22 protein-coding genes are annotated in these 25,876 nt (G+C 62.5%); 10 read left to right on the plus strand and 12 right to left on the minus strand.

The window, feature by feature from the left end:
- Nucleotides 1–93 precede the first annotated feature (93 nt).
- Nucleotides 94–834: a glutathione S-transferase family protein gene (locus AC1DWZ_RS08610; RefSeq protein WP_477168468.1), complete on the minus strand. Its 741-nt coding sequence runs from the start codon at nucleotides 832–834 to the stop codon at nucleotides 94–96.
- Between the two features lie 100 nt (nucleotides 835–934).
- On the opposite strand from AC1DWZ_RS08610, the gene AC1DWZ_RS08615 reads away from it, so the two are divergent.
- A complete protein-coding gene (locus AC1DWZ_RS08615) occupies nucleotides 935–1,636 on the plus strand; it encodes a helix-turn-helix transcriptional regulator (RefSeq protein WP_477168469.1) in 702 nt (233 codons plus the stop codon).
- Nucleotides 1,637–1,758: 122 nt separating this feature from the next.
- On the plus strand, nucleotides 1,759–3,462 hold the full coding sequence (locus AC1DWZ_RS08620; RefSeq protein WP_477169489.1) for a SulP family inorganic anion transporter: 1,704 nt from the start codon (nucleotides 1,759–1,761) through the stop codon (nucleotides 3,460–3,462).
- Here the strand turns inward: AC1DWZ_RS08620 and AC1DWZ_RS08625 are convergent.
- The gene (locus AC1DWZ_RS08625) at nucleotides 3,443–4,321 is read right to left on the minus strand and encodes a DUF2189 domain-containing protein (RefSeq protein WP_477168470.1); all 879 of its coding nucleotides are present in this window, start codon (nucleotides 4,319–4,321) and stop codon (nucleotides 3,443–3,445) included. The genes AC1DWZ_RS08620 and AC1DWZ_RS08625 overlap by 20 nt on opposite strands.
- A gap of 315 nt (nucleotides 4,322–4,636) precedes the next feature.
- On the opposite strand from AC1DWZ_RS08625, the gene AC1DWZ_RS08630 reads away from it, so the two are divergent.
- Nucleotides 4,637–5,371 (plus strand): TerC family protein, encoded by a 735-nt coding sequence (locus AC1DWZ_RS08630; RefSeq protein ID WP_477168471.1) that lies wholly within the window; start codon nucleotides 4,637–4,639, stop codon nucleotides 5,369–5,371.
- Nucleotides 5,372–5,461: 90 nt separating this feature from the next.
- On the plus strand, nucleotides 5,462–6,247 hold the full coding sequence (locus AC1DWZ_RS08635; RefSeq protein ID WP_477168472.1) for a hypothetical protein: 786 nt from the start codon (nucleotides 5,462–5,464) through the stop codon (nucleotides 6,245–6,247).
- On the opposite strand, the gene AC1DWZ_RS08640 is transcribed toward AC1DWZ_RS08635, so the two are convergent.
- From AC1DWZ_RS08640 to AC1DWZ_RS08650, 3 genes are all read right to left on the minus strand, one after another.
- Nucleotides 6,228–7,298 carry a patatin-like phospholipase family protein gene (locus tag AC1DWZ_RS08640; protein WP_477168473.1) on the minus strand — a complete coding sequence of 357 codons (1,071 nt, stop codon included), beginning with the start codon at nucleotides 7,296–7,298 and terminating at the stop codon, nucleotides 6,228–6,230. The two genes, AC1DWZ_RS08635 and AC1DWZ_RS08640, sit on opposite strands and share 20 nt — an antisense overlap.
- Before the next feature lie 115 nt (nucleotides 7,299–7,413).
- Entirely contained in the window at nucleotides 7,414–8,328 is a 915-nt protein-coding gene (locus AC1DWZ_RS08645; RefSeq protein ID WP_477168474.1) for an EAL domain-containing protein, read from the minus strand.
- 148 nt (nucleotides 8,329–8,476) lie between these two features.
- A complete protein-coding gene (locus AC1DWZ_RS08650; RefSeq protein WP_477168475.1) occupies nucleotides 8,477–9,916 on the minus strand; it encodes an aminotransferase-like domain-containing protein in 1,440 nt (479 codons plus the stop codon).
- A 111-nt stretch (nucleotides 9,917–10,027) separates the two neighbouring features.
- Between AC1DWZ_RS08650 and AC1DWZ_RS08655 the strand changes: the two genes are divergently transcribed.
- From AC1DWZ_RS08655 to msrP, 4 genes are all read left to right on the plus strand, one after another.
- On the plus strand, nucleotides 10,028–10,921 hold the full coding sequence (locus AC1DWZ_RS08655) for a DMT family transporter (RefSeq protein ID WP_477168476.1): 894 nt from the start codon (nucleotides 10,028–10,030) through the stop codon (nucleotides 10,919–10,921).
- Nucleotides 10,922–11,042: 121 nt separating this feature from the next.
- Nucleotides 11,043–12,245, plus strand: a complete 1,203-nt coding sequence (locus AC1DWZ_RS08660) for an aspartate transaminase (protein ID WP_477168477.1) — start codon at nucleotides 11,043–11,045, stop codon at nucleotides 12,243–12,245.
- 141 nt (nucleotides 12,246–12,386) lie between these two features.
- The gene (locus tag AC1DWZ_RS08665) at nucleotides 12,387–12,857 is read left to right on the plus strand and encodes a Dps family protein (protein ID WP_477168478.1); all 471 of its coding nucleotides are present in this window, start codon (nucleotides 12,387–12,389) and stop codon (nucleotides 12,855–12,857) included.
- Nucleotides 12,858–13,024: 167 nt separating this feature from the next.
- Nucleotides 13,025–14,002 carry a protein-methionine-sulfoxide reductase catalytic subunit MsrP gene (gene msrP / locus AC1DWZ_RS08670; protein ID WP_477168479.1) on the plus strand — a complete coding sequence of 326 codons (978 nt, stop codon included), beginning with the start codon at nucleotides 13,025–13,027 and terminating at the stop codon, nucleotides 14,000–14,002.
- Here msrP and AC1DWZ_RS08675 read toward each other — a convergent pair.
- The 5 genes from AC1DWZ_RS08675 to bioD form a co-directional block, all read right to left on the minus strand.
- Nucleotides 13,999–15,681 (minus strand): methyl-accepting chemotaxis protein, encoded by a 1,683-nt coding sequence (locus AC1DWZ_RS08675; RefSeq protein ID WP_477168480.1) that lies wholly within the window; start codon nucleotides 15,679–15,681, stop codon nucleotides 13,999–14,001. The genes msrP and AC1DWZ_RS08675 overlap by 4 nt on opposite strands.
- A gap of 210 nt (nucleotides 15,682–15,891) precedes the next feature.
- Nucleotides 15,892–17,574, minus strand: a complete 1,683-nt coding sequence (locus tag AC1DWZ_RS08680) for a methyl-accepting chemotaxis protein (protein WP_477168481.1) — start codon at nucleotides 17,572–17,574, stop codon at nucleotides 15,892–15,894.
- A gap of 184 nt (nucleotides 17,575–17,758) precedes the next feature.
- The gene (locus AC1DWZ_RS08685) at nucleotides 17,759–18,262 is read right to left on the minus strand and encodes a PAS domain-containing protein (RefSeq protein ID WP_477168482.1); all 504 of its coding nucleotides are present in this window, start codon (nucleotides 18,260–18,262) and stop codon (nucleotides 17,759–17,761) included.
- A 67-nt stretch (nucleotides 18,263–18,329) separates the two neighbouring features.
- Complete coding sequence (locus AC1DWZ_RS08690) at nucleotides 18,330–19,604, minus strand: flavin monoamine oxidase family protein (RefSeq protein ID WP_477168483.1); 1,275 nt, start codon at nucleotides 19,602–19,604, stop codon at nucleotides 18,330–18,332.
- Nucleotides 19,601–20,272 (minus strand): dethiobiotin synthase, encoded by a 672-nt coding sequence (gene bioD / locus AC1DWZ_RS08695; RefSeq protein ID WP_477168484.1) that lies wholly within the window; start codon nucleotides 20,270–20,272, stop codon nucleotides 19,601–19,603. The genes AC1DWZ_RS08690 and bioD overlap by 4 nt, the downstream gene beginning before the upstream one ends.
- Before the next feature lie 148 nt (nucleotides 20,273–20,420).
- Here bioD and bioB point away from each other — a divergent pair, with 148 nt between their 5' ends.
- The gene (gene bioB, locus AC1DWZ_RS08700; RefSeq protein WP_477168485.1) at nucleotides 20,421–21,419 is read left to right on the plus strand and encodes a biotin synthase BioB; all 999 of its coding nucleotides are present in this window, start codon (nucleotides 20,421–20,423) and stop codon (nucleotides 21,417–21,419) included.
- A complete protein-coding gene (locus AC1DWZ_RS08705) occupies nucleotides 21,412–22,710 on the plus strand; it encodes an adenosylmethionine--8-amino-7-oxononanoate transaminase (RefSeq protein WP_477168486.1) in 1,299 nt (432 codons plus the stop codon). Before bioB ends, AC1DWZ_RS08705 begins: the two co-directional genes overlap by 8 nt.
- Here AC1DWZ_RS08705 and AC1DWZ_RS08710 read toward each other — a convergent pair.
- Together AC1DWZ_RS08710 and AC1DWZ_RS08715 are read right to left on the minus strand one after the other, a co-directional pair.
- Nucleotides 22,707–24,404: a glycosyltransferase family 4 protein gene (locus tag AC1DWZ_RS08710; RefSeq protein ID WP_477168487.1), complete on the minus strand. Its 1,698-nt coding sequence runs from the start codon at nucleotides 24,402–24,404 to the stop codon at nucleotides 22,707–22,709. The genes AC1DWZ_RS08705 and AC1DWZ_RS08710 overlap by 4 nt on opposite strands.
- Nucleotides 24,405–24,485: 81 nt before the next feature.
- Complete coding sequence (locus tag AC1DWZ_RS08715; protein ID WP_477168488.1) at nucleotides 24,486–25,664, minus strand: aromatic ring-hydroxylating oxygenase subunit alpha; 1,179 nt, start codon at nucleotides 25,662–25,664, stop codon at nucleotides 24,486–24,488.
- Nucleotides 25,665–25,876 lie beyond the last annotated feature (212 nt).

The raw sequence follows: 25,876 nt of genomic DNA on the forward strand, positions 1-25,876 counted from the left end.
GGATCTGATTGCTGCGGTTTCATGCGCCCGGTTATAGAACAAAGAGGGAAAGAGGGGTAGAGATATGATCTCCACCCCTCTTCTTCAAGTCTCCTAGGCCGCCTGTTGTTCCCGGTGATGCTGGGGGTAATAGCGTGCCATCATCCGGTCGACATAGGGCCGCAGATTGGCATGAGCCTCCGCCGCCTTGCACAGGTCCGTGTCGAAGAACGGGTTCATGATATGGGCGAGGAGGCCGAAGGCGGTGGCATCGGTGCCGCACGGTCTGTCGCCCATCAGATAGGGCTTGTCCCCCAGCAGCTGCGCAAAGCTGTAGAGCGAGCGGGTGCCGAGGAACAGGATATCCTCGTCCGAATGCCGGCCGATACCGTGGCCATCGAGGTTGCGCACGATCTTCGCCTGCGTGTCGGCCTTCAGCTGCTCGCGGATCTCCGCCGGAGCACCATCGAAGAAATGGGCCGGGCCCTTGGCGAAATTGACCGGGTCGAGCCAGCGCGACTTCACCGATGTCCATCCCAGATGATCTTCCAGCATGCGCTCCACGGCCCAGGCCAGTGCCCGCTCGCGGACATCCAACCCGGCATCGAAATCGACATTGTAGGTCCATTCCAGATGCTGCCGGATGAAGGTCGAATCCGGCACGATGGTGGTGCCGTCCTTGATATAGGGCAGCTTGCGCTTGGGCGCTGCGGCAAAGCCGGTGAAGTCCTTTTGGTAGGGCAGGCCAGCCATCTGGAGCTGGGTTTCCGTCTTCATGACATAGGGGCTGCCTTCCGGCAGATCAAAGGCCGGGCCGAAGGCGAAGAGAGTGATGGGGGCGGTCGGCTTCAACATGGCTGATGTCCTCTTGAGCGGGCGTTGCGATGCCTTCTCTTTACTGCCACCCTGCTGCCAGCCTAGTGTCAGCAGCGAACGAAACGGGTAGGAAAAAGTCATGCGGCGGGCCGACCGGCTCTTCCAGATCATCCAGATCCTGCGCCGTCACCGGAAACCGCTGACGGCGGACGCCATTGCGGCCGAGCTGGAGACGTCCAAACGCTCGATCTACCGGGATATTGCCACCCTGATGGCCCAGCGCGTGCCGATCCGCGGCGAGGCGGGGGTGGGTTATGTGCTGGAAGGCGGTTTCGACCTGCCGCCGTTGATGCTGACCGCCGACGAGATCGAGGCAGCGGTCATCGGCGCGCAATGGGTTACCGGCCGTGGCGATCCGACCCTGGCGCGGGCGGCCCAGGATCTTCTGGCAAAGATCGCCGCCGCTGTCCCTGAGCGCCTGCGCCCCATTGTGCTGGATCCTGCCAGCCTGACGGCGCCTGGCCGCAACATGCCGGTCGACCGGGTCGATATGGCCTCCGTGCGTGCGGCGATCCATAGCGGCAACAAGGTACTGCTGGATTACCGCGATGAACAGGACCGCGCCACCAACCGCACGGTCTGGCCGGTCACCATCGGCTATCTTGAAACCGTGCGCATGCTGGTGGGCTGGTGCGAGCTCCGGCAGGATTTCCGCCATTTCCGTACCGACCGCATCCACGCCGTGACCGTGCTCGACGAACGCATTCCCGAACGTCCCGCGGCGCTCCGCGTCAAATGGCGCAAGACGCTCCATTATCAGGTGCCGACCCCCGGTTCATGAATTCATGCGGCGACGCCCTGCGTCAGGATGCTGCTTGACATCTATCTTCAACACCAAATAAGTGTAGATACAGCTCCGGCCTGCAAAACCCAGCCACCCCGCGAAAGCCGCCCTTGAACACAGTGCATAAGCCCAGTTTCGTTGAACTCTTCACGCCGAAGCTGGCGACGGTGCTGCGCGAAGGCTATGGGCTGGCCGACATCCGAACCGATGCCATTGCCGGCCTGACGGTTGCCATCGTGGCGCTGCCGCTCTCCATGGCGATTGCGGTCGCCAGCGGCGTCACGCCGGATCGGGGCCTCTATACGGCGATCGTCGGCGGTTTCATCGTCTCGCTGCTCGGCGGCAGCCGCTTCCAGATTGGGGGGCCAGCGGGCGCCTTCATCGTGCTGGTGGCAGCCACGGTGACGGTGCATGGGGTCGATGGCCTGCTGCTCGCGGTGCTGATGTCGGGCGTCATCCTGCTGGCAACCGGTCTGCTGCGGCTCGGCACCTTCGTCAAATACATCCCCTATCCGGTGACGGTCGGTTTCACGGCGGGTATTGCGGTCATCATCTTCGCCAGCCAGATCAAGGATCTTCTTGGCCTGGCGATGCCGGGTGGCGAGCCGGGCGAGCTTATTGACAAGGTGCCGGCCCTGGTACTGGCCTTGCCCAGCATCAACATGGCCGCCTGTGCGCTGGCCTTGCTGACGATCCTGCTCATCGTGGCCCTGCGCCGCTACCGGCCGCGTTGGCCGGGCCTGCTGATCGGCGTCACCGCTGCATCCGTGGGTGCTGCCCTCCTGGGCTTGCCGGTCGAGACCATCGGCACGCGCTTCGGCGGCATCCCGCACATCCTGCCCTGGCCGCAACTGCCGCCCATCAGCTATGATCGCATTGTCGAAATGCTGCCCGCTGCGCTGTCCTTTGCACTGCTCGGCAGCATCGAAAGCCTGCTCTCGGCCGTCGTTGCCGACAGCATGACCGGGCGGCGCCATCGTTCGAACTGCGAGCTGGTCGCACAGGGTGTCGCCAATATTGCCTCCGCTTTGTTCGGCGGCATCTGCGTCACCGGCACGATTGCGCGGACGGCGACGAATGTGCGTGCCGGCGCGCGTGGTCCCGTCTCCGGCATGCTCCACGCGCTGTTCCTGCTGGCTTTCATGGTCCTGGCGGCACCACTTGCGTCCTACATTCCGCTGGCGGCACTTGCCGGGGTGCTCGCCACGGTCGCGTGGAACATGGCGGAGAAGCCGGCCTTTGCCGCCTTGCTGCGGGCGTCGCGTGCCGATGCGCTGGTGCTGATGGCGACTTTCCTGGTCACCATCTTCAACAACCTCATGAACGGCATCCTGACCGGCTTCTGCCTGAGCGCGCTCTTGATGCTGCATCGCCTGGCACAGGCCGTGGCGGTCGAGACGGCAACGCCCTTGCTCAATGAAGACCAGGCAGACGGCGTCGAGCGCACGCGCTATCAACCGGCACAGGGAACCGACCGCGACATCGTCATCTGCCGGATCTCGGGCGCCTTCTTCTTCGGCGCAGCAGCCAGCGTGGCGGCTGCCCTTGACCGCATCGGCGAGCAGCCCAAAGCCGTCATCTTCGATTTCGATGCCGTGCCGATGCTCGATTCAACCGCTGCCGCGACGATCGAGGCCTTCGTGCACAAGGCACATAAGCGCGGCGCCTATATCGTCATCGCGGCCGCAGCCGCCCCCGTCAGGCGCACGCTGAAATCGTTCGGCGTCACCAGGCCCGCGGTGCGGTTTTCTGCCAACCTCGCCGCGGCACTCGCCGCCGCGCGCAAGGCTATCCAGCCACCGGCTATCCAGCCTTCCGCGTGACCATCTTGCGGTAGAGGTGCCAGGTCGCGTGCCCCAAAACCGGCATGACGATGATGAGGCCGGCAAAGAAGGGGATCGACCCGAGCACCAGGCTCGCCGCCACGATGATGCCCCAGACCGCCATCGGCACCGGGTTCACCGCCACGGCGCGGAACGAGGTCTCAATTGCGGTCCCCAACCCGACATCGCGGTCGAGCAGCAACGGAAACGACACCACGCTCACGGCTAACGCCAGGCAAGCAAACAGGAAGCCGACACCGCATCCGACCACAATCATGGTCCAGCCGGCCTGCGTCATGAAGATGTCATGGGCGAAGCCTGCCATGGAGAGTGGCTGCTCTGGCCCCAGGATGGCGGTGTGCAATGTTGCTGCGGTGGCGATCCACAACACGAACACGGCGACCAGCATGAGCCCCAGAAGCACGATGCTGCCCAGCGCCGGTGAGCGGAAGACGGCAAAAGCATTGCGCCAGGTGACGTTGACGCCCATTTCGCGCTGCCGGCTCATCTCGTAGAGGCCAATGCCGGCGAAGGGACCCACCAAGGCAAAACCCGATGCCATCGGAAATAATAGCGGCAGCATGTCATAGCCGAAGGCAACCCGGGCCATCATGATGCCGATCACCGGATAGATGATGCACAGGAAAAATACATCGGTCCGGTAGGCGCCGAAATCGGCAAATGCTTTTTGGAAAATCTCGCGGAAATCGCTGACGGCGATGGGGCGCACAATGGGCGGAGATGCGGCGACATCGTCATGGGGTCGGGTTGCGGATTCTTCCAGGGTTTCCAGGGCGTGTGCTGCATGCCTGACCTGGTCCCAGCCCCATTCCAGGGGATTGCGGATCGTCGTAGCCATTATCTGCCTCCTCGATCATCGCGGACGAAGGGCCGGGATTGCTGGACATGGCAGGTGCCGAATGCGGACGCCGGACATGTGAAGACCGCGACCCATTGGTGCAACGCTAACATCAGCACCATACGCGAAATGGTGGCCGATGTCTTTCGTTCCCCTATGCTCGCAATCCTATGCCTTTTGTTCCGGCCTATGCCTTTCGTTCTGGGCAGCATTGACTTTTCCGCGTGGCTTTCCCATCTCTTGCCGGTCATTTCGCGCCCCCCGGAAAACGGGGCTGGTGCGGGGAAATCATGTCAATCAGGGATATTCAGCCACATGCTTGAGCTTCTGACCGACCCCGCCGTGATCCTCAGTTTCTTGACGCTTGCGGCGCTGGAAATCGTGCTTGGCATCGATAATCTTCTATTCGTGCAGATCGTGGCCAGCCGCTGTGCGCCCAGCAAGCAGATGCTGGCGCGCCGTATCGGCCTGCTGCTGGCGCTGGGTACGCGGCTGCTGCTGCTGGCTTCGATCGCCTGGGTGGCCGGCCTCACGGCCCCGATCCTGACCATCGACTGGTTCGGCCCGGAACTGGTCTATGACCTCTCCTGGCGCGATGTCATCCTGCTGGGCGGCGGCCTCTTCCTGCTGGCCAAGGCGACGACCGAAATCCATCACCATATCGAAGGCGGCGAGGGCGGCGCCAAGAGCGGCAAATATCTCAGCCTGGCGGCGGCCATCGTGCAGATCGCCATTCTCGATATCGTGTTCTCGCTGGACAGCGTCATCACGGCCGTCGGCATGGCGGACCATCTCTCGGTCATGGTGGCGGCCGTCGTTGCCGCGATGATCGTCATGATCCTGGCGGCCGGCCCGGTCGGCAATTTCGTTGACGAACATCCGACTGTGAAAATGCTGTGCCTCTCGTTCCTGCTCCTGATCGGCGTGGCGTTGCTCGGCGAAGGCCTGCACTTCCACATCCCGAAAGCCTATCTCTACTTCGCCATCGCCTTCTCCGCGCTGGTCGAGTTCCTGAATCTCTGGGCCAGGAAGAAGAAGGCGAAGGCCTGAGTCGAACCGGATTGCTCTTGCTTGACTTCGTTCACGCCACTCCGCAAGGTTTGGACCGCGCAACAGCAAGGGCAGCCCGTGCGACCGCCGATGCCGTTCACATATCTGAAAAAGGCGTGCGCTATTGCCGCTGCCGCCGTCTGGCTGATGGCCATGCCGACCGCACTGTGGGCGCAGGAACTCAGCGGGTCATATCTGTTCAATGGGCTCGACCCGGCCACTGGCCCCTATGGCGGCAGCCTCGACATCGACCGCGCCAATGACGCCCTCTCAGTCCATTGGCTACCTGACGGCAAGGCGGCCAGCGAGGGCTATGCCTTGCAGCTGGACAACGTCATCGGCGGGATCATGGCGCCGCCAGGCGAGGGGCTGGGTATCGTCCTTTATCGCGTCACGGGTGGTCGTCTCGAAGGAATCTGGAACGGATTCGGCAATTACACCGGCAGCCACGGGCGCGAGGACCTGTCGGGTCCTACCGGGCTCAATGGGACATATGCGATCACCTTGGGCCTCAACAACAACCTGACGCGCTATTCGGGCTCAGTCACGATCCGCAAGACCGACCAGACCTACCAGGTCGACTGGGCGACGCCAAACCCCAGCTATGTCGGAACCGGCATCATGATCGGGAACATCTTCGTCGTCGGCTATGGCAGCAGGGAGCGCCCGCGGGTGTGGGCTTATTGCGTCGCTGGGCCGATCTTTGATGGTTTGAGCGCCACCGGCGAAGACCACGTAGTGGCACCGGAAATCATATGGCCGATCGAAGCCGACGTGCCCGGTGACGCGGCGGCGAGACTGGCCAGGATCAAGGCCAGCGGTGGTGTCGATTGTGGTGGGCAGCCTATAGCGATGCTCAGCCAAACCGCTCGTTGAGATCGATGGTGCTTTCCCAGCCGATGCGCTCGAAATTCTGGGTGATCCATTTGTCGGCGGTTTCATAGCCGAGCTGATGGAGATGTTCGAGGAAGGCGCGCTCGGTGTTCATCTTGCTGAGCGAGCCCATATCGGCCAGTTCCGCTTCGGCGCTGATTTCATGGAAGCGAACGGCGGTGTAGCGGTCGTTCTGCAATTCGCCATTCTCGATGAGCCGGGTGAGGGTGGCAAAACCCTCCATCTCGCGCACCAGGCTGGCATTGAAGGTCATTTCATTGATGCGGTTGAGGATGTCGCGGGCCGTGACCGGTACGTCCGGCCGGTTCATCGGGTTGATCTGCACGATCACCACATCGGAGCTGTCGCATTCGTGGATGAGCGGATGGATCGCCGGATTGCCGAGATAGCCGCCATCCCAATAGAACTCGCCATCGACCTCGACCGCCTCGAACATCAAGGGCAGGCAGGCGGAGGCCATCAGCGCCTTCACCGACATCTCCGGCGTGCGGAAGGTGCGCGAACGGCAGGTGCGCACGTTGGATGCGGTGACGAACAATTTCACTTCCGGATGATTGCGCAGATTGTCGAAATCGACGAGGTCTGACAGCAGGTCGCCCAGCGGATCGAGCCGCATCGGATTCACCTGCCGGGGTGCGAACAGGCGCGTGGTGAAATCCAACCACATGAAGGTCGGATCCTTGTCGACGTCCCAACCTTCGGACACGCCCGGGATACCGCGCGGGATGGCGCGCGGGATCGGATTAAGGGCCGAGACACCCATCCAGAAGGCCTGCAGCGCATCAATGGCGCCTTGGCGCTTGCCCTTCAGGAATCCGTCGGCAAAGACTGCGGCATTCATGCCGCCGGCGCTGGTCCCGCTCAATCCGTCGATATAGATCCGGGGCTCGCTGATCAGCCGGTGCATGACGCCCCAGGTGAAGGCGCCATGCGAGCCGCCGCCCTGCAAGGCAAGGCTGATCCGCTTCACGCCCGGCTTGTGAATCCGGGGCGTTGCGGTCGGTGTTGCGGGCGCTGCAATCTTGACGTTCATCGGGAACCTTCGGGGCGCGGCGCGGATGTCATCACCAGCGCGCCGGCCATGATCCCCAAGGATGGTTTATATTTAATGAAAGGCCCGGATTTGAGGGCTTGGCGGGTGCGGCCGTCTAGCCGCGCAGCAGATCCAGGAATTCCTTGGCCGGCATGGGTTTGTGCCAATAGAAGCCCTGGCCGAGATCGGCGCCCAAGGCGCTGGCGCGGCGTGCCACATCGGGGCTTTCGATGCCGACCAGGACGATGCGGGCATTGCATTTCTTGGCCAGGCGCACGAGTTCGGCGACCAATCCAGCAACCGGCCCGCCATTCCCCGAGAGCGCCACGAAGCGCCGGTTGAGCTTGATGAGATCGGGGTTGAGCGAGGAGAGATATTCGCTGTCCCCGCCGCCGATACCGAAATCGTCGATCGAGATGCGGAAGCCGCGCTGCTTCATGTCCCAGATCGCGGGACGGATCTGCCGGTCGGCGGCATCGATCTCGTTCATCTCGATGGCGATCCGGTGCGGCGGGATGCCGGCTGCCGTCACCCGGGCCGCCAGCGCTTCGCGTTTGGTGAGGTCGGCGAACTCATCAGGTTCCAGATTGAGGGTCACGCAGATTTCGCGTTCGCCTTTCAACACGGGCCCGAGATCGGCCAGCACCATATCGAGGATGCGCTGGTTGAGAACGGGTGCGAGGCCCATCGCCTTGGCCATAGGCAGGAAGTCGCCGGGCGAGATCGCATCGCCGACCTGTGTCGTCCAGCGCAGCAGCGGTTCGGCGCCAATGACGGTGTGGTTGGCATCCAGCGTCACGATCGGCTGGTAGGCCATGGAGAGGCCGCCTTCCTCGATCGCACGGGTGAATTGTTTGGCAAGCGGCTCCGGCCGCTCGACCGCCATGGCGGCGACCAGGCCGAGAATGACGCCGATCATGGCACCGAAGGCCAGCAGCATATTGGGGTGGGGACCGATGAGGGGCGCCGCCATGCCAAGCACGAAAGCGATCACAAACACCAGCAGCTTCAGCTTCAGTCGACCTGACATTGCTACTTCCGGACCTGCGAATTGTGTATCGTCCCCAGGCGCAAAGTGACGGATACAAGTACAAATGGTCAAGGGTGACTAAAAAACGTCACTGAATACCGCCAAGGTGGTATCAGGCCTGGAACATACCGGCCAGGAAACTATCGGTTCAGGAAAACTGCGCTTTTAGGAAAGTATAGATCCGGGGGTCCAGGCTTTGCGCCACATTAAAGCGCAGGTGCCGGGGCCAGGCGGCCTGTGGGCTGAAGACATTGCCGGGAGCCAGGACGATCCCCTGGTCCTGGGCCAGGACCGCCAGATCCTCGGCATTGTGCCAACCGGCATTCCGGCCCCGACGCACGGATTGAGGCAATTCCAGCCACAGGAACATCCCTTCGCCACCATCCGCCTGGGTGCCCAGCCAGGGCTTGAAGCCGAGGCTGGTCAGCTTCCTCCCGACCTGGAAGCGCGTGCGGGCCAGCCGGTCGCGGATGGCGCCGACATGCTTGCGGTAGGATCCGTCGCTGAGCAGCCGATAGACCAGCTGCGCCGACAGTTCATTGTTGCCAAAGCTCATGGCGAGCTTGAGGTCGATGAGATCGGCCAGCGTTGCCGGATCGGTGCTCAGAAAGCCGATCCGGGTTGCCGCCGACAGGGTCTTTGAAAAGCTGCCCATATGGATGACGCGCTGCAGTCCATCGAGGGCAGCGAGGCGCAAGCCCGGCCGCGCTTCGAAATCACGGAAGATGTCGTCTTCGAGAATGCGGAAATCATGGCGCTGCGCCAGTGCCAGCAGCCGGTGCGCGGTGGCAAGTCCCAACCGCGCGCCGGTCGGGTTCTGGAGGCCGGCATTGGTCAGATAAAGCTTCGGCCGGTGCTTTATGGCGAGCTCTTCGAGGACGGCAAGATCAGGGCCGGTCTCGGTCATCGGCACGGAAAGCAGCGTCCCGCGCTGGGCGCGCACGGCGGCGTGGAAGTTGAAATAGCCCGGATCGTCGACCAGGACCGCATCACCCGGTTCGATGAGATAGCGGCACACCAGATCGATGGTCTGGCTGGCACCGTCCATCAGCAGCACATGTTCGGGGGCTGCCGGAATTTCCAGCTCGTTCATGCGCCGCGCCAGCAACTCGCGCAGCGGCCGGAAGCCCAGCGGCACGCCATAATCAAGGAGACCTGTCTCCGGCGCCCGCGCCAAGGCCCGGAGGGCAGCGCGCAGGGCCGCCTCCGGCAGCCAATCCTGGGGCAGCCAGCCACAACCGGGTTTGGGCTGCTGCGGATCGAGGGTCAGCGACCGGCGCATCATCCAGATCGGGTTGACACCAGTCCGGGCACTGGGGAGCGGATCTAGCGTCAAGGGCCGTGCCACGGCAGCGCGTGGCGCCACAAAGAAGCCGGACTTCGCCCTGGCCAGCACCAACCCATCCGCCACCAGCCGGTCATAGGCCGCGACGATGGTGAAGGGGCTGACCGCCAGCCGGTCCGCGAGGCGCCGGACGGACGGCAGGCGTTCACCAGCCCCCAGCGCGCCGCTTGCCATGCGGCGGCCCAGCGCCTGGGCGATGCGCTGCGTGAGGGTGCCGGTTTCCGTGCTGAGGTCGAGATCCATCTGTATTGGTATTTGTGCTGGTATAGATTGGCAGATTGTATCGGATGTGTGCCTGTCCTGGCCAGCCCCCGTTTGCGAGGATCGGGCGACATTCACCAAGGATCCGCCCGCATGACCGATACTGCCTTGCCAGCCACCCCGTTCCTCACGCCAGTGACCCGCGGCCTCATCTACGGCGCCATCGGCGTTGCCATTTTCGGCGGCTCGCTACCGGCGACGCGGGCTGCCGTCCTGGCGCTCGATCCGTGGTTCGTCAGTGCGGCGCGTGCCGTGGGTGCAGCTGTTCTGGGTGGTTTGTGGCTGCTGGCCACACGCCAGGCCCCGCCGAGCCGCCGCGACCTCCTGCGTCTCGCCCTGGTCGGTCTCTGTGTCGTCATCGCCTTTCCGGTGCTGACCGGCCTTGCTTTGCGCTACGTGCCGGCGAGCCATGGCATCCTGTTCGTTGGCCTCATCCCGCTCGCCACCTGCCTGGTCGGCGCCATCATCGGCACGGTGCGGCCACGTGCGCTCTTCTGGTTCTGGGCGGTGTTCGGCGCGCTCTCGGTCGCCTGCTATGTGGTCTATGAAGGAGGTGGCCAGTTCGGCAGTGCCGATCTCCTGATGGTGGGCGCCGTCATCGCCACCGGCATCGGCTATGCGGAAGGGGCGCGACTGTCGCAGAAGATGCCACCTGCCGCGGTCATTTCATGGGCCCTCATCGTCAGCCTGCCCTTGAGCCTGCCGGCGATGATCCTCGCCTGGCCGGCGGCACCTGGAACCGTTCCCGGATCAGCCTGGATCGGCCTGGGCTACGTCACCCTGTTCTCGATGTTCATCGGCTTCCTGTTCTGGTACCGCGGCCTGGTCCTGGGCGGAACGGCACGAGTCAGCCAGATCCAGCTGTTCCAGCCGTTTATCGGTCTTGGCCTCGCTGCCGCTTTTTTAGGCGAAGAGGTTGGCTGGGGGCTGCTTCTGGGAAGTGTCATGGTGACAATTTCGGTGGCGAAAGCGCGCCGCTACGCCTGAAACGTTGCCGGTCGGCAGGCATTGCTGGTTTGCATTCGCGGGGGTTGCGGGGGTTGGGGGCGGGGGCTATCTTCCCGCCCGATTTTCCAGCCTCGTTTGACCCACCCAAAGGTGACCCAGAATGGCTTTCCTCGCCGACCGCCTCGACCGTATCAAACCGTCGCCCACCATCGCCGTGACCATGAAGGCGCGCGAACTGAAAGCGCAGGGCCGCGACATCATCGGCCTGGGTGCCGGCGAGCCGGATTTCGATACGCCGGACAATATCAAGCAGGCGGCGATCAAGGCCATCAATGCGGGCGACACCAAATACACCAATGTCGATGGGACCGATGCGCTGAAGAAGGCGATCATCGCCAAGTTCAAGCGCGAGAACAATCTCGACTACAAGATCGACCAGATCACGGTCGGCACCGGCGGCAAGCAGGTACTCTACAACGCACTCATCGCCACCGTGAACCCGGGCGATGAAGTGATCATTCCGGCACCCTATTGGGTTTCCTATCCGGACATCGTGCATCTCGCCGAAGGCACGCCGGTCGCCGTCGAATGCGGCCAGAATCATCAGTTCAAGCTGCAGCCGGAAATGCTGGAAGCAGCGATCACGCCCAAGACCAAGTGGCTGATCCTCAACTCGCCCAGCAACCCGACCGGTGCCGCCTATACCGCCAAGGAATTGCGGGCGCTTGCCGACGTGCTGTTGAAGCATCCACATGTGTGGGTGCTGACCGACGACATGTACGAACATCTCGTCTATGACGATTTCGAGTTCGCAACCCTGGCCGAGGTCGAGCCCAAGCTCTACGACCGCACGCTGACCATGAACGGCGTCTCGAAATCATATTGCATGACCGGTTGGCGCATTGGGTACGCGGGGGGACCTGCCAATCTCATCAAGGCGATTGCCAAGATCCAGTCGCAATCGACCTCGAACCCGTCCTCGATCAGCCAGGCAGCGGCGGTCGAAGCCCTGAACGGCCCGCAGGATTTCATCGCCAAGCACAATGTCTCGTTCAAGGAACGCCGCGACATGGTGGTCGAGATGCTGAACAAGGCGAAGGGCCTCCATTGCCACAAGCCGGAAGGGGCGTTCTACGTCTATCCGTCCTGCGCCGGCGCCATCGGTAAGACCACGCCGGAAGGCAAGCGCATCGCGACCGACGACGATTTTGTAACCTATCTGCTTGAATCGGAAGGTGTCGCAGCCGTGCAGGGCTCAGCCTTCGGCCTCAGCCCCCATTTCCGCATTTCCTACGCCACCTCGACCGAGGCCCTGAAAGACGCCTGCACGCGCATCATCCGGGCCTGTGAAAAGTTGAAGTAATCTACAAATCTGCCGCGGCTGATCGAGCCAATCGATCAACCGCGGCAGAGAATTTCATCGTTTAGACCCATTCTAAAGCCTTGCGATCGCCGGGGCTTAGGGCCAAATTTAGCTTCTAAAAACCAATCAAGGGTCATGCACATGGAAATCGATATCGGCATCTCCAAGAAGGACCGCAAGGCCATCGCCGATGGCCTGTCGCGTCTGCTGGCGGACACCTACACGCTTTACCTCAAGACCCATAATTTCCATTGGAACGTCGAAGGCCCGATGTTCAACACGCTGCATTTGATGTTCGAGGGGCAGTACACGGAACTGGCGCTCGCGGTCGACCTCATCGCCGAACGCATCCGTGCCTTGGGCTATCCGGCGCCAGGCACCTATGCCGCCTATTCGAAACTCTCCTCGATCAAGGAAGAGCAGGGTGTCCCTTCCGCCGAAGACATGATCAAGCAGCTGGTCTCCGGCCAGGAGCAGATCTCGAAGACTGCGCGCAGCATCTTCCCCGCGGCCGACAAGGCCGGCGACGAGCCGACTGCGGACCTCCTCACGCAGCGCATGCAGCTTCATGAAAAGAATGCCTGGATGCTGCGCGCGCTGCTCAGCAAGTAAGTCCTGGTATTTCAATGATTTAGGACCGGCGCCGGCCAATCCGGCGCCGGTCTTTCTTTGTTCGGCCGGCCGATCGGCTGTAATCTATCCCGTGCCTCGCGCGTATCACCTCTAGACCGACCTGTCGGGCAGGTCTGTCGGGCGGGCGTGATGCTTCAGGGAGAAAGATGATGTGGATCCGGAAAAACCGTGGCTGGGAGCTGAAGGAATCGGCACTGACGCCCGAGCATGTCTTCCGCAACCGGCGGCGCTTCCTGATTGGGGCGGCTGGCGCCATGTTCGCCCCGGCGCTCCTTGCCTGCGAGAAAAAGGCGGCTGCGGAAGGCGATCTGACGCCGGACCCCTCGGCCAGCCTCTATCCGGTGAAGCGCAATGAAAAGTTCACGCTCGACCGCGACCTGACGCCGGAGGCCGACGCCACCTCCTACAACAATTATTATGAATTCGGCACCTCGAAGGACATCAAGGACGCGGCACAAGCATTGCCGATCCGTCCCTGGGCGATCACCATCGACGGCCTGATCGACAAGCCGCAGACCATCGCCATCGACGATCTTCTGAAGCAGATGCCGCTCGAGGAGCGCAACTACCGCCATCGCTGTGTCGAAGCCTGGTCGATGGCCGTGCCATGGAGCGGTTTCGCGCTGGCCTCCCTGGTCAAGCTGGCGCAGCCGCAATCCGGCGCCAAGTTCCTGCGTTTTGAAAGCTTCATGAACGCCGATGTGGCGCCCGGCCAGGGTGACCCCATCTATCCCTGGCCCTATCTCGAAGGTCTCACGCTGGCGGAAGCCACCAACGAACTCGCCTTCGTTGTGACGGGCGTCTACGGCAAGGCGCTGCCCAAGCAGAACGGTGCCCCGTTCCGCATCGCGCTGCCCTGGAAGTATGGCTTCAAATCCGCCAAGGGCATCCAGCGCATCACTTTCACCGATGAACAGCCGGTGGGATTGTGGCAGGCACTGCAGAGCAGCGAGTATGGCTTCTATGCCAACGTCAATCCGGCCTTCTCGCATCCGCGCTGGAGCCAGGAATCGGAACGCGTGCTGGGTTCGGGCGAACGGGTGCCGACACAGATCTTCAACGGCTATGGCGATTACGTGGCCAGCCTCTATCCCGACCTCAACGACCGGAACTATTTCTACTAGCTGCGGACCTCGCGCAAGAAGTCCTCGACCTGCTGCTTCAGCAGTGTGCCGTTCTTCGAGAGTTCACCGGCAGATACCAGCAGGTCCGAAGCAGCAACCCCGGTTTCACGGGCGGCCGTGGTGACACTTGAGATATTGGCCGACACTTCAGTAGTGCCCTGGGCGGCCTGCTGGACGCTGCGGGAAATCTCCTGTGTCGCCGCACCTTGTTCCTCGACCGCTGACGCGATCGCGGTCGATATCTCGTTGACCCGGTTGATCGTGTCCGTGATACCGGCAATGGCGTGGGCGGATCCGGCCGAGGCGTCCTGGATCGAGCGGACCTGTCCGGCAATTTCGTCCGTTGCGCGCGAGGTCTGTGTGGCCAGGGCTTTCACTTCCGAGGCCACCACGGCRAAGCCCTTGCCGGCCTCGCCAGCGCGCGCCGCTTCGATCGTCGCATTCAAGGCCAGCAGATTGGTCTGCCCGGCGATATCGTTGATCAGTTGCACGACCGCGCCGATCTTCTGCGCGGCGTCCGCAAGGCTTTGTACGCTCTTGTTCGTGTCATTCACCTGATTGACGGCACCCGTGACGATGCGCGTGGATTCATTGACCTGGGAGCTGATCTCGACGATCGAGGCCGAGAGTTCCTCCGCAGCCGATGCCACCGTCTGCACATTGGCGGTGGTCTGTTCCGAAGCTGTCGCGACCGCGCCCGATTGCCGGGCGGTTTCTTCGGCGGTTGCCGACATGGTCTGGGCGGTTGCCTGCAGCTTGGTGGCGGAATCGGTGACGGCGCTCAGCACATTGCCGACAGTGGCCTCGAACCGATCGGCCAAGCCGATCATCGCCTTGCGGCGATTTTCCTCTGCCTGTTTCTTGGCATCCTCTTGTTCCTGCCGCAGGCGCTGCGTTTCCAGCAATCCATCCTTGAAGATCGCTACCGCGCGCGACACGTCGCCTACTTCGTCCTTGCGCTTGCCACCGCTGACTTCGGCATTGAGATTGCCGGCCGTCAGCTCCCGCATGACGCCGATGATGTTTTGCAGTGGCTTGGTGATGGAGCGGGCGATGACAAAGGCGCCGAGACTGCCAAGCACCAGCGCGAGGCCAAAGCCACCCAGCAGGGTCATCTTGTCCCAGGAGGACAGCTCCTGTGCGTCGGCGAATTCCTGCGCCGCGACATTGACCTGCAGCGCACTCAGCTTATCGAGTGCTCCCATCAGGGCGGCCAAAGCCGGTCCGCCTTCGCTCTTGGCCAGTTTCCGGCCACCCTCGAAATCGCCGGCATTGAGAGCCCCCAGGACCCTGCCGCGGACCTCGTCATAGGTGGCAAATTTGGCCGTCGCATCTGCGACCAGCGCCTTTTCCTCATCCGTGAGGAAAGTCGCGATATAGGCCTGCCATTCCTTGTAGCCGGCCGCCACGAGGGCGTTGATCTTCTGCGTGTTCTCGGTGACGACCGCAGGATCAGTCGTGTTAACCGTGCTCACGACCAGGATGCGGACATTGAAATAGGCGTTGGTGATGGTCCGCAATTGCTGCATCGGGATGACGCGATCATTGTAGACGGTCTGCAAACCGGCCTCGATATCCGAAAGTCCTTTCAGGCCGACACCAGCGATGCCGCCCATGAGGATCAGCATCAGCACCAGCAAGGCAATCAGGCGGACAAAGACCTTTGTGTTGGCGAGCATGATCTACTCTCCACTTTAATACCAAACCGCGGGCCGCTAAGGGCGCGCGCGGAAGGCGCTCGGACTTTATTCCCACAATCATAATGTGGAATTATTACCAAGGGCTAAATGGGTTCATCTCAAATCCATCTATTTTACCGATCCAGGCAAAAAGGGCCGCACTGACGCTTCGGCCGTGCCAAATTTCCGCGCCGCGGCGATGATGAGCTGCTAGCCGCGGACCTCGCGCAGGAACTCGCCAACTTGCTGCTTGAGCAGCACACCATTCTTGGAGAGTTCGCCGGCGGAGACGAGCAGATCGCTGGCAGCCAGGCCGGTTTGCCGCGCAGCTGTCGTAACGTTTGATATGTTGGCCGATACTTCGGTGGTGCCTTGTGCGGCCTGCTGAACGCTGCGTGATATTTCCTGCGTTGCAGCCCCCTGCTCTTCGACGGCGGATGCGATCGCCGTCGAAATCTCGCTCACCCGCCTGATCGTTTGCGTGATCCCGAGGATCGCCTGCGCCGATCCATTCGATGCGTCCTGGATCGAGCGTATCTGGCCGGCGATTTCTTCCGTGGCACTTGAGGTCTGTGTTGCCAGGGCTTTTACCTCGGACGCCACCACTGCGAAGCCTCGCCCGGCCTCGCCAGCGCGCGCGGCTTCGATGGTGGCATTGAGAGCGAGCAAATTCGTTTGCCCGGCGATGTCGTTGATCAATTGCACGACCGCGCCGATCTTCTGCGCGGCATCGGCCAGATTCCTGACATTGGCGTTCGTATCATTGACCTGGGTGACAGCGCCGCTGACGACCCGATTGGATTCATTGACCTGTGAACTAATTTCGGAAATCGATGCTGAAAGTTCCTCGGCTGCGGATGCCACTGTCTGGACATTCAAAGTCGTCTGTTCGGAGGCAGCGGCGACGGCCGACGATTGGCGCGCTGTCTCTTCGGCAGTTGCCGACATTGTCTGGGCGGTCACCTGAAGTTTGCTGGCTGAATCCGTGACGGCGCCCAGGACATTGCCGACGGTCGCCTCGAAGCGGTCCGCCATGCCGATCATCGCTTTATGCCTATTTTCTTCCGCCTGCTTCTTGGCTATTTCCTGTTCCGCGCGCAGGCGCTGCGTTTCCAGCAAGCCGTCCTTGAAGATCACGACCGCCCGGGATACGTCACCTACTTCATCCTTGCGATGGCTGCCGCTGATTTCGGTATTGAGATTGCCGGTGGTCAGTTCCCCCATGACGCCGATGATGTTCTGCAAGGGCTTGGTGATGGACCGGGCGATGACGAAGGCGCCAAGACTGCCCAAGAGCAAGGCCATGCCGAAGCCGCCCAGCAAGGTTATCTTGTTGCGGGCAGACACATCCTGCGCGTCTGAATATTCCGTCGCGGCGACATCGACCTGCAAGGAGCTGAGTTTATCCAAGGCACCCATCAGAGCTGCGAGAGCCGGGCCGCCCTCGCTTTTTGCCAGGGCTCGGCCACCATCGAAATCGCCTGCCTTGAGTGCTGCCAGGACCTTGCCGCGCACATCGTCATAGCTGGCAAATTTCGCCATTGCGTCTGCAACGAGGCGCTTTTCGTCTGGCGTCAGGAAGGTTGCTATATAAGCCTGCCATTCCTTGTCAGACTCTGCGACCAACGCTTCGATTTGCCGGGTAGCGTCCGCGATGACCTGCGTATCGGTCGTACTCACCGCCGCCATGACCTGGATACGGACATTGAAATAGTCGTTCGAGATCTTGCGCAATTGTTGCATCGGGATCACGCGGTCGAGATAGACCGTGCTCAACTCGCTTTCGATGTCCGAGATTCCCTTGAAGCCGACACCGGCGATACCGCCCATAAGGACCAACATCAGCACCAGCAAGGCGATTAAGCGGACAAAGATTTTTGTGTTGGCCAGCATGAGTCACTCCTGAAGGTCGTCCGGCAAGGCCGGAAATCGCACGTCATTGGACCGCGCGAATTGGAATATATTCCCACGACAATAGGGTGGACATGTTACCAAGGCCTGAATGAATTCATTTCAGATCCATCTTTTTGCGAATTCGGGTGGAATGCGCGTTGAGGCCTGGCAAGGGCATTCAATATCAGCGACGGAGCGCGGTGTAATCCTCGATGCCCAAGGCGTGGGTGATGGTCACGCCATCATCCGAGAGCGGGAAGATCGCCCAGGCGAACTGGCTGGTGCCGATCGGCAGGAAGGTGTTCTCGGTGCGCCCATAAACCGGCGCGCTTGTGTCGAGCAGGCGCTGGAAATTGCCCAGCGTCTGGTCGAGTTCATATTGATCTTCATAAACCTCGTGCAGCCAGCGGCCGCTGGTCTCGGTGCCGAAGGCCTCGACGAACTTGGTCCCCGCCAGGCGATAGCGGATACGCAAGGGGTCAAGGTGTATCTCAACCAGCACGATGTGTGGGAGCAGCACCTTGATGTCGGCAGGGTCGAGGGCATGGCGCGATGGGAATCTGAGATCGCCGCGCAGCTTTGCCCAATAGTCAGCAAGTTTGCGGATCTTGGCCGAGGGGCATTCTTCGGGGCATTCTTCGGCCGTGATGAAAATGTCGGTCGATTTCTTGGCATCCAGCTCGGTCATGCCACCATTGCCACGATGTTGCTGCCATCCTGTTGATGGAGCGTTACTTCCCGACCATGGTCAAGGCCTAGATGAGCGGATGGAGCCGTGATGCCCGGGCGGCCGGTGGCCGCGATGCCAGGGCGGCCTCGGCGGCTTTGATGCCACTGAACCAGGCACCATGCACATCGCCGATGAAATCGCGCGAGGTGGCTTCGCCGGCGAAGAACAGCCGGTTCTCGACCGGACGGGCGAGGTCCGCGCGTGCATCGGCACGGCCAGGCCGGGCAGCGGCGTAACAACCGCGGACAAAGGGATCGGCGTCCCAATCGGCGGTAACCTGCCCCGGCAACAGCGCCTGGCGCAGATGGCTCCCGAACATTTCGATCAGCCGCTCCAACGCATAATCCGCCATCGCCGCCGGACCGGCCTTTGCCAGCGCTTTGCCGAACGGGCCGTTGAGCAGGCAGGTGGCGATCTCATGTTCACCTTCGCGCAGCATGAACTCGACCGGTTCCGAAAGCCCGCGCATGGGCAGGACCAGGCTGGCATTGCAATCGGCAAAGACGCGGCCGGAAAAACGCAACGCCACCTTGTTGCAGGACCCCATCGGCAGGCCGTCGATCGCCTCATCTTTCCAATCGGGCAGCAGGGGATCGAAACGGATGCCTGACGCCAGAATGCCGGTCGAGACTGTGAGGATGACCGCGCGCGCTGCGACCGTGCCCGCTGGCGTCGTCAGCCGGACGTCCTTGGATCCTGACCAGTCGATGCGTTCGACCGTCGTTGCATACTGGATCGGCAGGCTTTCCGCGAGGCGGGCGAGGACCGTGCCAAAGCCGTCGATCACCGGCCAATCATCGCCCTCCCAGACATAGCGCGCAAAATCGAGGATCGAGCATTGGCCGGGGGCGACCCCTTGCTTGGCCTGCAATTCAGCCAGGAACAATTCATACCAGGGATGGTCCTCCCCGCCGGTGAAGAGATCGGTGACGGCACCATCGCGCCCAGCCTGGCCCGCCGCCATGACGCGGTCGAAACAGGCCTCGACATAGGCAGCACAGGCCTTGCTTTCTGCCGACTCCAGCCAGGCACCGTTGCGGCAGTAGCGGCCGTCCTGGGCGCCCTGGCGATAGCGGATGCCGTACCGATCGGCGATCTCTACCAACGGATTGCGCGCCGGGGAATGCAGCCAATGGGCACCGAGATCGACCGGCGCGCCTAAGGTTACATGGTCGGTGACGCAGCGTCCGCCGGCATGGGGTTTGGCCTCGAGCAGCACGAAATCATGCTCCAGGGCTGCGAGGTGTCGTGCCGCCGCGATGCCGGCAGCCCCGGCGCCGATGATGGCGATATCGGTCATAGGGCGGCTGCGAGGCAGGCGATGTCTGCTGCTCTCGCGTTCCGCGGCAGGATGTGGACCGGCGGTCCCGGCCAATGTCGGGCGAGCGTTGCCGCCGTCTCTGGCAGGGGCACCGGGCTCACCGGCGATTCATTGAGGATCACGGCATGTGGCGTGAGGCCACGCGCCTGCATCGCTGCCAGCGCGGCCAGAGTATGGCTGATGGTGCCGAGATAGGAACCAGCCACCAGCAGGATCGGCAGCGAGAGATCCTGCATCCAATCCATCACTGTATGCCGGTCATCGAGCGGTACGAATACGCCGCCTACGCCTTCGATGATGAGGCGGCCGTCTTCCGGCATCATGCCGGCGACTGATCGGCAGGTAGCGACCAGCTTGTCATAGGGGATGGTCTTGCCCTCGCGCGCTGCCGCCATGTCGGGTGAGAGCGGCGCCTGGAAACGCCAGGGGGAAATGAGGTTGAGGCCGGGGAGATCCATCGGCGCATCCATCGCCAGCAGCAATTGCCCGGCATCGGAGCCAGGCACGTCGCTGGGATCGAAGCCGCTCATGACCGGCTTCAACGCGGCAATGGCGCGCTGTTCCCGGCGCCAATGACGCAGCAGGGCGCCGCTCACATAAGTCTTGCCAATGTCGGTGCCGGTGGCTGTCACGAAATAGCCGGTCATCTGATAAGTGCTATTTATTCCAGTGGGTTGAGGAACCCCGTCGGCTTGACAGGGCGGCGGGTGCAGCTTAGCGTCCGGCGCAATCGAACCCCAGCGAAAGTTACCGGTGAAAGTTACGGGGCTCATGGACAGGGAAGGGCTGGCGGCGATGAACAGTTTGGCAGAAGCGCGGACATCGTCACAAAGCGATGTGCGCCATGATTGGTCGGTGGCCGAGGTCGAAGCCTTGTTCGCCTTGCCCTTCAACGACCTCATCTTCCAGGCGCAGACCGTGCATCGCCAGCGCTTTGATGCCAACGAGGTGCAGATGTCGACCCTGCTCTCGATCAAGACCGGCGGCTGCGCCGAGGATTGCGCTTATTGCCCGCAGGCGGCGCAATACCAGACTGGCGTCGAGGCCGACCGGTTGATGAGCGTCGCCAAGGTGGTGGCCGAAGCCAAGGCTGCCAAGGAGAGTGGCGCCTCGCGCTATTGCATGGGCGCTGCCTGGCGCGAATTGAAGGACCGCGATGTCGAAGCCGTCTGCGACATCGTCAAGGGTGTCAAGGATCTGGGGCTAGAGACCTGCATGACCCTCGGCATGCTGACCGACACCCAGGCAGATGCGCTGGCCGGAGCGGGGCTCGATTACTACAACCACAATATCGACACCTCGCCGGAATATTACGGTGAGATCATCACCACCCGCACCTATGACGACCGCCTGCAGACCCTGGGCCGCGTGCGCGCCTCGGGGATGAAAGTCTGCTGCGGCGGCATCGTCGGCCTCGGCGAAGGCCGCCGCGACCGTGCCGGCATGCTGGTGACACTTGCCAACATGGCGGAGCATCCGGAATCGGTGCCGATCAACATGCTGGTCCAGGTCGAAGGCACGCCGCTTCATGGCACCGACAAGCTCGATCCGCTGGAATTCGTGCGCACCATCGCGGTCGCGCGCATCATGATGCCGGCTTCCATGGTGCGTCTCTCGGCCGGCCGCGAGACGATGTCCGACGAGATCCAGGCCCTGGCCTTCCTCGCCGGTGCCAATTCGATCTTCTGCGGACCCAAGCTGCTCACCACCGCCAACCCGACGCAGCCGCGCGACGAGATGCTGTTCGACAAGCTCGGCCTGAAGCCGATGCCGGCCCATACGCACCATGCCTGATTCATTTGGTGGCACGCCTGCCTGGTTGCAGGAGGGCTTCCAGCACCTCTGGTTGCCCTATGCGCAGATGCAGACAGCGCCTGTGCCGCTGCCGGTCGTCCGTGCCGAAGGCGCGCGGCTGCATCTGGCCGACGGCACCAGCCTCGTTGACGGTATCGCTTCCTGGTGGACCCAGGCCCATGGCTACAATCATCCGCACATCAGAGAGGCCGTGGCAGCCCAGCTGGAAAAGCTGCCCCATGTGATGCTGGGCGGTCTTGCCACCGAGCCGGCGATGACCCTCGCTGCCCGGCTTGCCAGATTGCTGCCGGGCGATCTCGATCACGTCTTCTTCTGCGAATCCGGTTCGGTCTCGGTCGAGGTGGCCATGAAGATGGCGATCCAATATTGGATCAACCGTGGTGTTGCCGGTCGCACCCGCTTCGTCAGCTTCCGTCACGGCTATCACGGCGACACCATGGCCTGCATGTCGATCTGCGATCCGGACGAAGGCATGCACGGGCATTTCAAGGGCTATCTGCCGGAGCAGATCGTGGTTGACCTGCCGCGCGATGCCGTGACCGAGGCAGCCTTCATCGAAACGCTGGCGCAGCGTGGGTCGGAGATTGCCGGCATCATCGTCGAACCGCTGGTGCAGGGTGCCGGCGGCATGAAGTTTCACGATGCCTCGGTCCTGACCTTTCTGCGCCGCATCTGCGACATGCCCAGCAACGGACATCTGCTGATCTTGGACGAGATCATGACCGGTTTCGGTCGGTTGGGCACCATGTTCGCCTGCGAGCAGGCCGGCATCGTGCCGGATATCATCACCCTTTCGAAGGCGCTTTCCGGCGGCACCTTGCCCCTGTCAGCTGCCATCGCGCGCCAGCACGTGTTCCAGGCGTTCCTCTCCGATCGCCATGAAACGGCCCTGATGCACGGGCCGACCTATATGGGAAATCCGCTCGCCTGTGCTGCCGCCAACGCCTCGCTCGACCTCTTTGAGCGCGAGCCGCGGCTGCAGCAGATCGCTGCAATTGAGAAGCATATGCAGGCCAATTTGGAGGCCTGCCGCGGCCTCAAAGGTGTTGTCGATGTGCGGGTCAAGGGCGGCATCGGCGTCGTGCAGCTGGACCGTGCCGGCGAAGGTGCCTGGCTGCGGCCGCATTTCCTCAAACGCGGTGTCTGGATCCGCCCCTTCGGCGATGTCGTCTATCTGGCGCCGCCGTTCATCGTGAGCGATGCGGAACTGGCGCAGCTGACCGGGGCCATCGTCGAGGTGGTAGCCCTGTGGTCGCGGGAGCGGGCCTAGGGTTTCCCCGGGGCCTTGATCGACAGCAGGCCCAGCTTCGCGAGCCAAGCGAGGCCGCGTTCGATGCGGCCACGGCGTGAATCGGGCGCTTCTGCGAGAATATCGGCAACGCTGAGCGGGCCGCTGCGCTGCAGATGGGCGAGGATCTTTGCGCAATCGTCGGGATCCGGCGCCACCGGCTTTACGAAGGAAATGAGCGGCGATTGCAGAAGGGCCTGCAGGCGCGCGCCATCGGCGCCCTGCGTGGCCGCCACGATATGCGCATCCGAGAGAATATCGCTGGGATAGCTGGCAAAGCTGATGAACGGGTCGAGCCGCGTCGGGTTGGCAGGCTGGCCGGCGGCGCGGGGTGCATTCTCAGACCCGGCCTTGCGGCGCTCGGCGAGGTCCGCCCACAGATCCTGATAGCGTTTCACCACCACGGCCCAGTCGAACGTATCGATGGCACGCGCCCGTGCCGCAGCGCCCATGCGCTGGCGCAGGGGCGCATCTTCGATGAGCTTCAGATAGGCGCGGGCGGTGGCATTGGGATCGATCGCCACGAACTGGCTCGAGAAGCCGCAATAAAGATCATAGGTGTCGATGCCGGCGGCATGCCGGTCGGCAAGATCAATGCCCAAACCAGCGCGCGGCATCAAGGTCGGCACGCGGATGCCGTCGATGCCATCGCGCACCGTATCGCGGTAGCCGTTCCAATCGCTGACCACGCCGGGCAGGCCCGCCGCCATGGCCTCGATCGGCGTCAGGCCGAAGGTTTCCTGGAAGTTGTCGGAGAGCGAGGTGAAAAGATCGGCGGCATACCAGGCCTGGCCGCGCAGGTCCGGCTTGCGGCCATCGAGGAAGATGGCATTCACACTGGGACAGAATTGCGCCGCCCCATTCTTGAACGCATTCTCGATGAAATCATTGGCGAACCAGCCGGCCTGGACGAGATGGATCTTGCGGCCGCTGCTCTTGGCCAAAGCCTGCGCCGCGCGTTCAAGACCCAGATACATCGGCAAAGGATGCGCCTTGGCATGGAAGGAGAGGCGGCCGACGAACAGCACCACGGCGTCGTCCGGGGCAATTCCGAGTGCTGCCCGCGCCGCGTTCCGCTTGTCGGCGTCCGGTGCAAACGCCTCGGTATCAACACCCAAGGGAATGATCGGCAATTGCGGCCGCGTGAACTTGGCGGCACCCATGCGGGCGCTGAGATATTCCTGCTGCTGATCCAGCACCACCTCGATCGTCTCGCGCACCACGGTCGAGGTGCAGATCAGCGCATCCCATTCCTGCACGGGGGCCGAAAGGAGGCCGGCAATCCAATCCATGGCGCCGGCCGACGCCGTGGTGTGGGTGATGCCGGTGATGGAGAAGAGTTTCTGGCCGACCGCGCGCCGCCGCCACGCCGCGGCGGCGAGGCTGGGGTCCGGCAGGTAGAGCGTGCCCGGCCCACGCGGGCTGGCCGCGTCACTTTCATCCAGCCAGCGCACCGGCCGCTTGTTGCCGAAGCCACCGACCAGGCGCTGGAAATGCCCCGCGAATTCCTTGGTGGCGGCATAGCAATAGAGCGTGTCGACGCCGCTGTGGCGCAAAAAGCCCTTGAGGAAGCCTTCGCCGGCGGCATGACGCCCCATCAGCTTCTGGCGGCCTGTATCATAGCCTTCCGGCTGATAGAAAATGGCGGCATTGGCCGCGGGAATCGCATCATTCATGGCTGGAGCATAGCCAGGATGCCCAGAGTGGTAAACTGGGCGGTAAACCGGCCCGCAAAAGCGAATGTTTCGCGCCGGATTTCAGCCAGCGAGCAGCTTTTTCGCCAGCCACCGATGGAAAACATGCGTCGGCCCATCCATGGCCGGCGAGAACACGCCCCCGTCATAGCCCGGCGAATGGCGCCCCAGCTGCATGCGTTCGACCACGCCTACGTCTTCGGCAAAGACGGTCTTCCAGGCATTGAGGTTGGCCCGCTTCACGTCATCGAAGACCGGATCCGCCGAGGCATCGTCGATATAGTAGATTTCGAGATGCTCGCGCGTCTGGTCGAGCGATACCGGCTCCAGGCGGATGGCATAATAATGGTCGCGGTGGATGCCAAGAAGCACGTTGGGGAAGAGTGAGGCATATTCCGCAGCCTTGTCCCATTTTGACGGCAGGCCCGGGAACTGCGGCAAATTGGGCCCGTCCTTGACCAGCAGCGGCGCATAGACATGGGTGCCCTGGCCGGAGAAATGATCCGGCTCCTCGATATGATAGTGATCCTCGAGCTTCGAATAGGAGTTGAGGCCCGGATGGATGGAGGGCAGGTGATAGGATTCGCAGTAATTCTCGACTGCGAGTTTCCAGTTGCAGTTGACGGTAAGCTTGAAACTGCCCACGGCACCCGGATGGCGGATGCGGCTCATGTCGAAATCCGCCCAACGATCCTTGAGCGGCTTGATGAAGGTTTCGAACGGTTCGGCATCGCCGCTGATGTTGACGAACACCATGTCCCAGAAGACGGCGCTGCGCACCGGCTTCAGTCCGTGTTCGCTTTTGTCGAAGCCGGGTGTTTCGTTGACGCGCGGCCCGCCGATATGCGGCGTGGCGAGGAGCATGCCGTCGAGATCATAAACCCAGGAATGATAGGGACAGCGCAGGCGCCGCTTGACGCTGCAGGCTTCCGTCACCAGCTGGGCACCGCGATGCGAACAGACATTGTGGAAGACGCCGATCGTGCCATCATAGCGCCGCAGCATGAGAACGGGGAGGCCGAGCACGTCGGATGGGAAAGCATCGCCCGGATTGGCGACATCGCGGCCAAAGCCGATGCAGAACCAGGTCTTGCCGATGACGCGGTCGCGTTCCCACTCCCGGAAGGCCGGGCTGGTATAGGCGTCATTGGGCAGGCCGCGGGCCGTCTCGATCGGCTGCAGCACCCGTTCGAGGGCGGCGGGATCAAAGGGAAGGCGTGACGAATCGAGGCGGGGTTGCACGAAATGCTCCTGGCGTGGCGGTTGGCCCAATGTCCGGGCCCTCATGTCGGATGCGCCAATGTCGGACGCCGAACCTGAGAAGTAAATCCGCCCTTGTGTGATCCCGGCATGAAGTCTTGTAATGCCGCCAGGGTGGCGAGATGGGGCCCAGAGCATGTGCGGGAGCATGTGCGGGGCATGCGCGGGCTTTATGCCGTCGCAACCCTGCGTTA

It is taken from the genome of Dongia sp. P2_B8 (assembly GCF_056404715.1).

Bases quoted from the DNA above. Each gene is read 5' to 3' on its own strand.
- AC1DWZ_RS08660 (WP_477168477.1), top strand. From the start codon at position 11,043: ATGGCTTTCCTCGCCGACCGCCTCGACCGTATCAAACCGTCGCCCACC.
- bioD (WP_477168484.1), bottom strand. From the start codon at position 20,272: ATGACCGGCTATTTCGTGACAGCCACCGGCACCGACATTGGCAAGACT.
- AC1DWZ_RS08610 (WP_477168468.1), bottom strand. From the start codon at position 834: ATGTTGAAGCCGACCGCCCCCATCACTCTCTTCGCCTTCGGCCCGGCC.
- AC1DWZ_RS08690 (WP_477168483.1), bottom strand. From the start codon at position 19,604: ATGACCGATATCGCCATCATCGGCGCCGGGGCTGCCGGCATCGCGGCG.
- AC1DWZ_RS08710 (WP_477168487.1), bottom strand. From the start codon at position 24,404: ATGAATGATGCGATTCCCGCGGCCAATGCCGCCATTTTCTATCAGCCG.
- AC1DWZ_RS08665 (WP_477168478.1), top strand. From the start codon at position 12,387: ATGGAAATCGATATCGGCATCTCCAAGAAGGACCGCAAGGCCATCGCC.
- AC1DWZ_RS08680 (WP_477168481.1), bottom strand. From the start codon at position 17,574: ATGCTGGCCAACACAAAAATCTTTGTCCGCTTAATCGCCTTGCTGGTG.
- AC1DWZ_RS08655 (WP_477168476.1), top strand. From the start codon at position 10,028: ATGACCGATACTGCCTTGCCAGCCACCCCGTTCCTCACGCCAGTGACC.
- AC1DWZ_RS08645 (WP_477168474.1), bottom strand. From the start codon at position 8,328: ATGTCAGGTCGACTGAAGCTGAAGCTGCTGGTGTTTGTGATCGCTTTC.
- AC1DWZ_RS08630 (WP_477168471.1), top strand. From the start codon at position 4,637: ATGCTTGAGCTTCTGACCGACCCCGCCGTGATCCTCAGTTTCTTGACG.
- msrP (WP_477168479.1), top strand. From the start codon at position 13,025: ATGATGTGGATCCGGAAAAACCGTGGCTGGGAGCTGAAGGAATCGGCA.
- AC1DWZ_RS08615 (WP_477168469.1), top strand. From the start codon at position 935: ATGCGGCGGGCCGACCGGCTCTTCCAGATCATCCAGATCCTGCGCCGT.
- bioB (WP_477168485.1), top strand. From the start codon at position 20,421: ATGAACAGTTTGGCAGAAGCGCGGACATCGTCACAAAGCGATGTGCGC.
- AC1DWZ_RS08635 (WP_477168472.1), top strand. From the start codon at position 5,462: ATGCCGTTCACATATCTGAAAAAGGCGTGCGCTATTGCCGCTGCCGCC.
- AC1DWZ_RS08640 (WP_477168473.1), bottom strand. From the start codon at position 7,298: ATGAACGTCAAGATTGCAGCGCCCGCAACACCGACCGCAACGCCCCGG.
- AC1DWZ_RS08650 (WP_477168475.1), bottom strand. From the start codon at position 9,916: ATGGATCTCGACCTCAGCACGGAAACCGGCACCCTCACGCAGCGCATC.
- AC1DWZ_RS08705 (WP_477168486.1), top strand. From the start codon at position 21,412: ATGCCTGATTCATTTGGTGGCACGCCTGCCTGGTTGCAGGAGGGCTTC.
- AC1DWZ_RS08625 (WP_477168470.1), bottom strand. From the start codon at position 4,321: ATGGCTACGACGATCCGCAATCCCCTGGAATGGGGCTGGGACCAGGTC.
- AC1DWZ_RS08685 (WP_477168482.1), bottom strand. From the start codon at position 18,262: ATGACCGAGCTGGATGCCAAGAAATCGACCGACATTTTCATCACGGCC.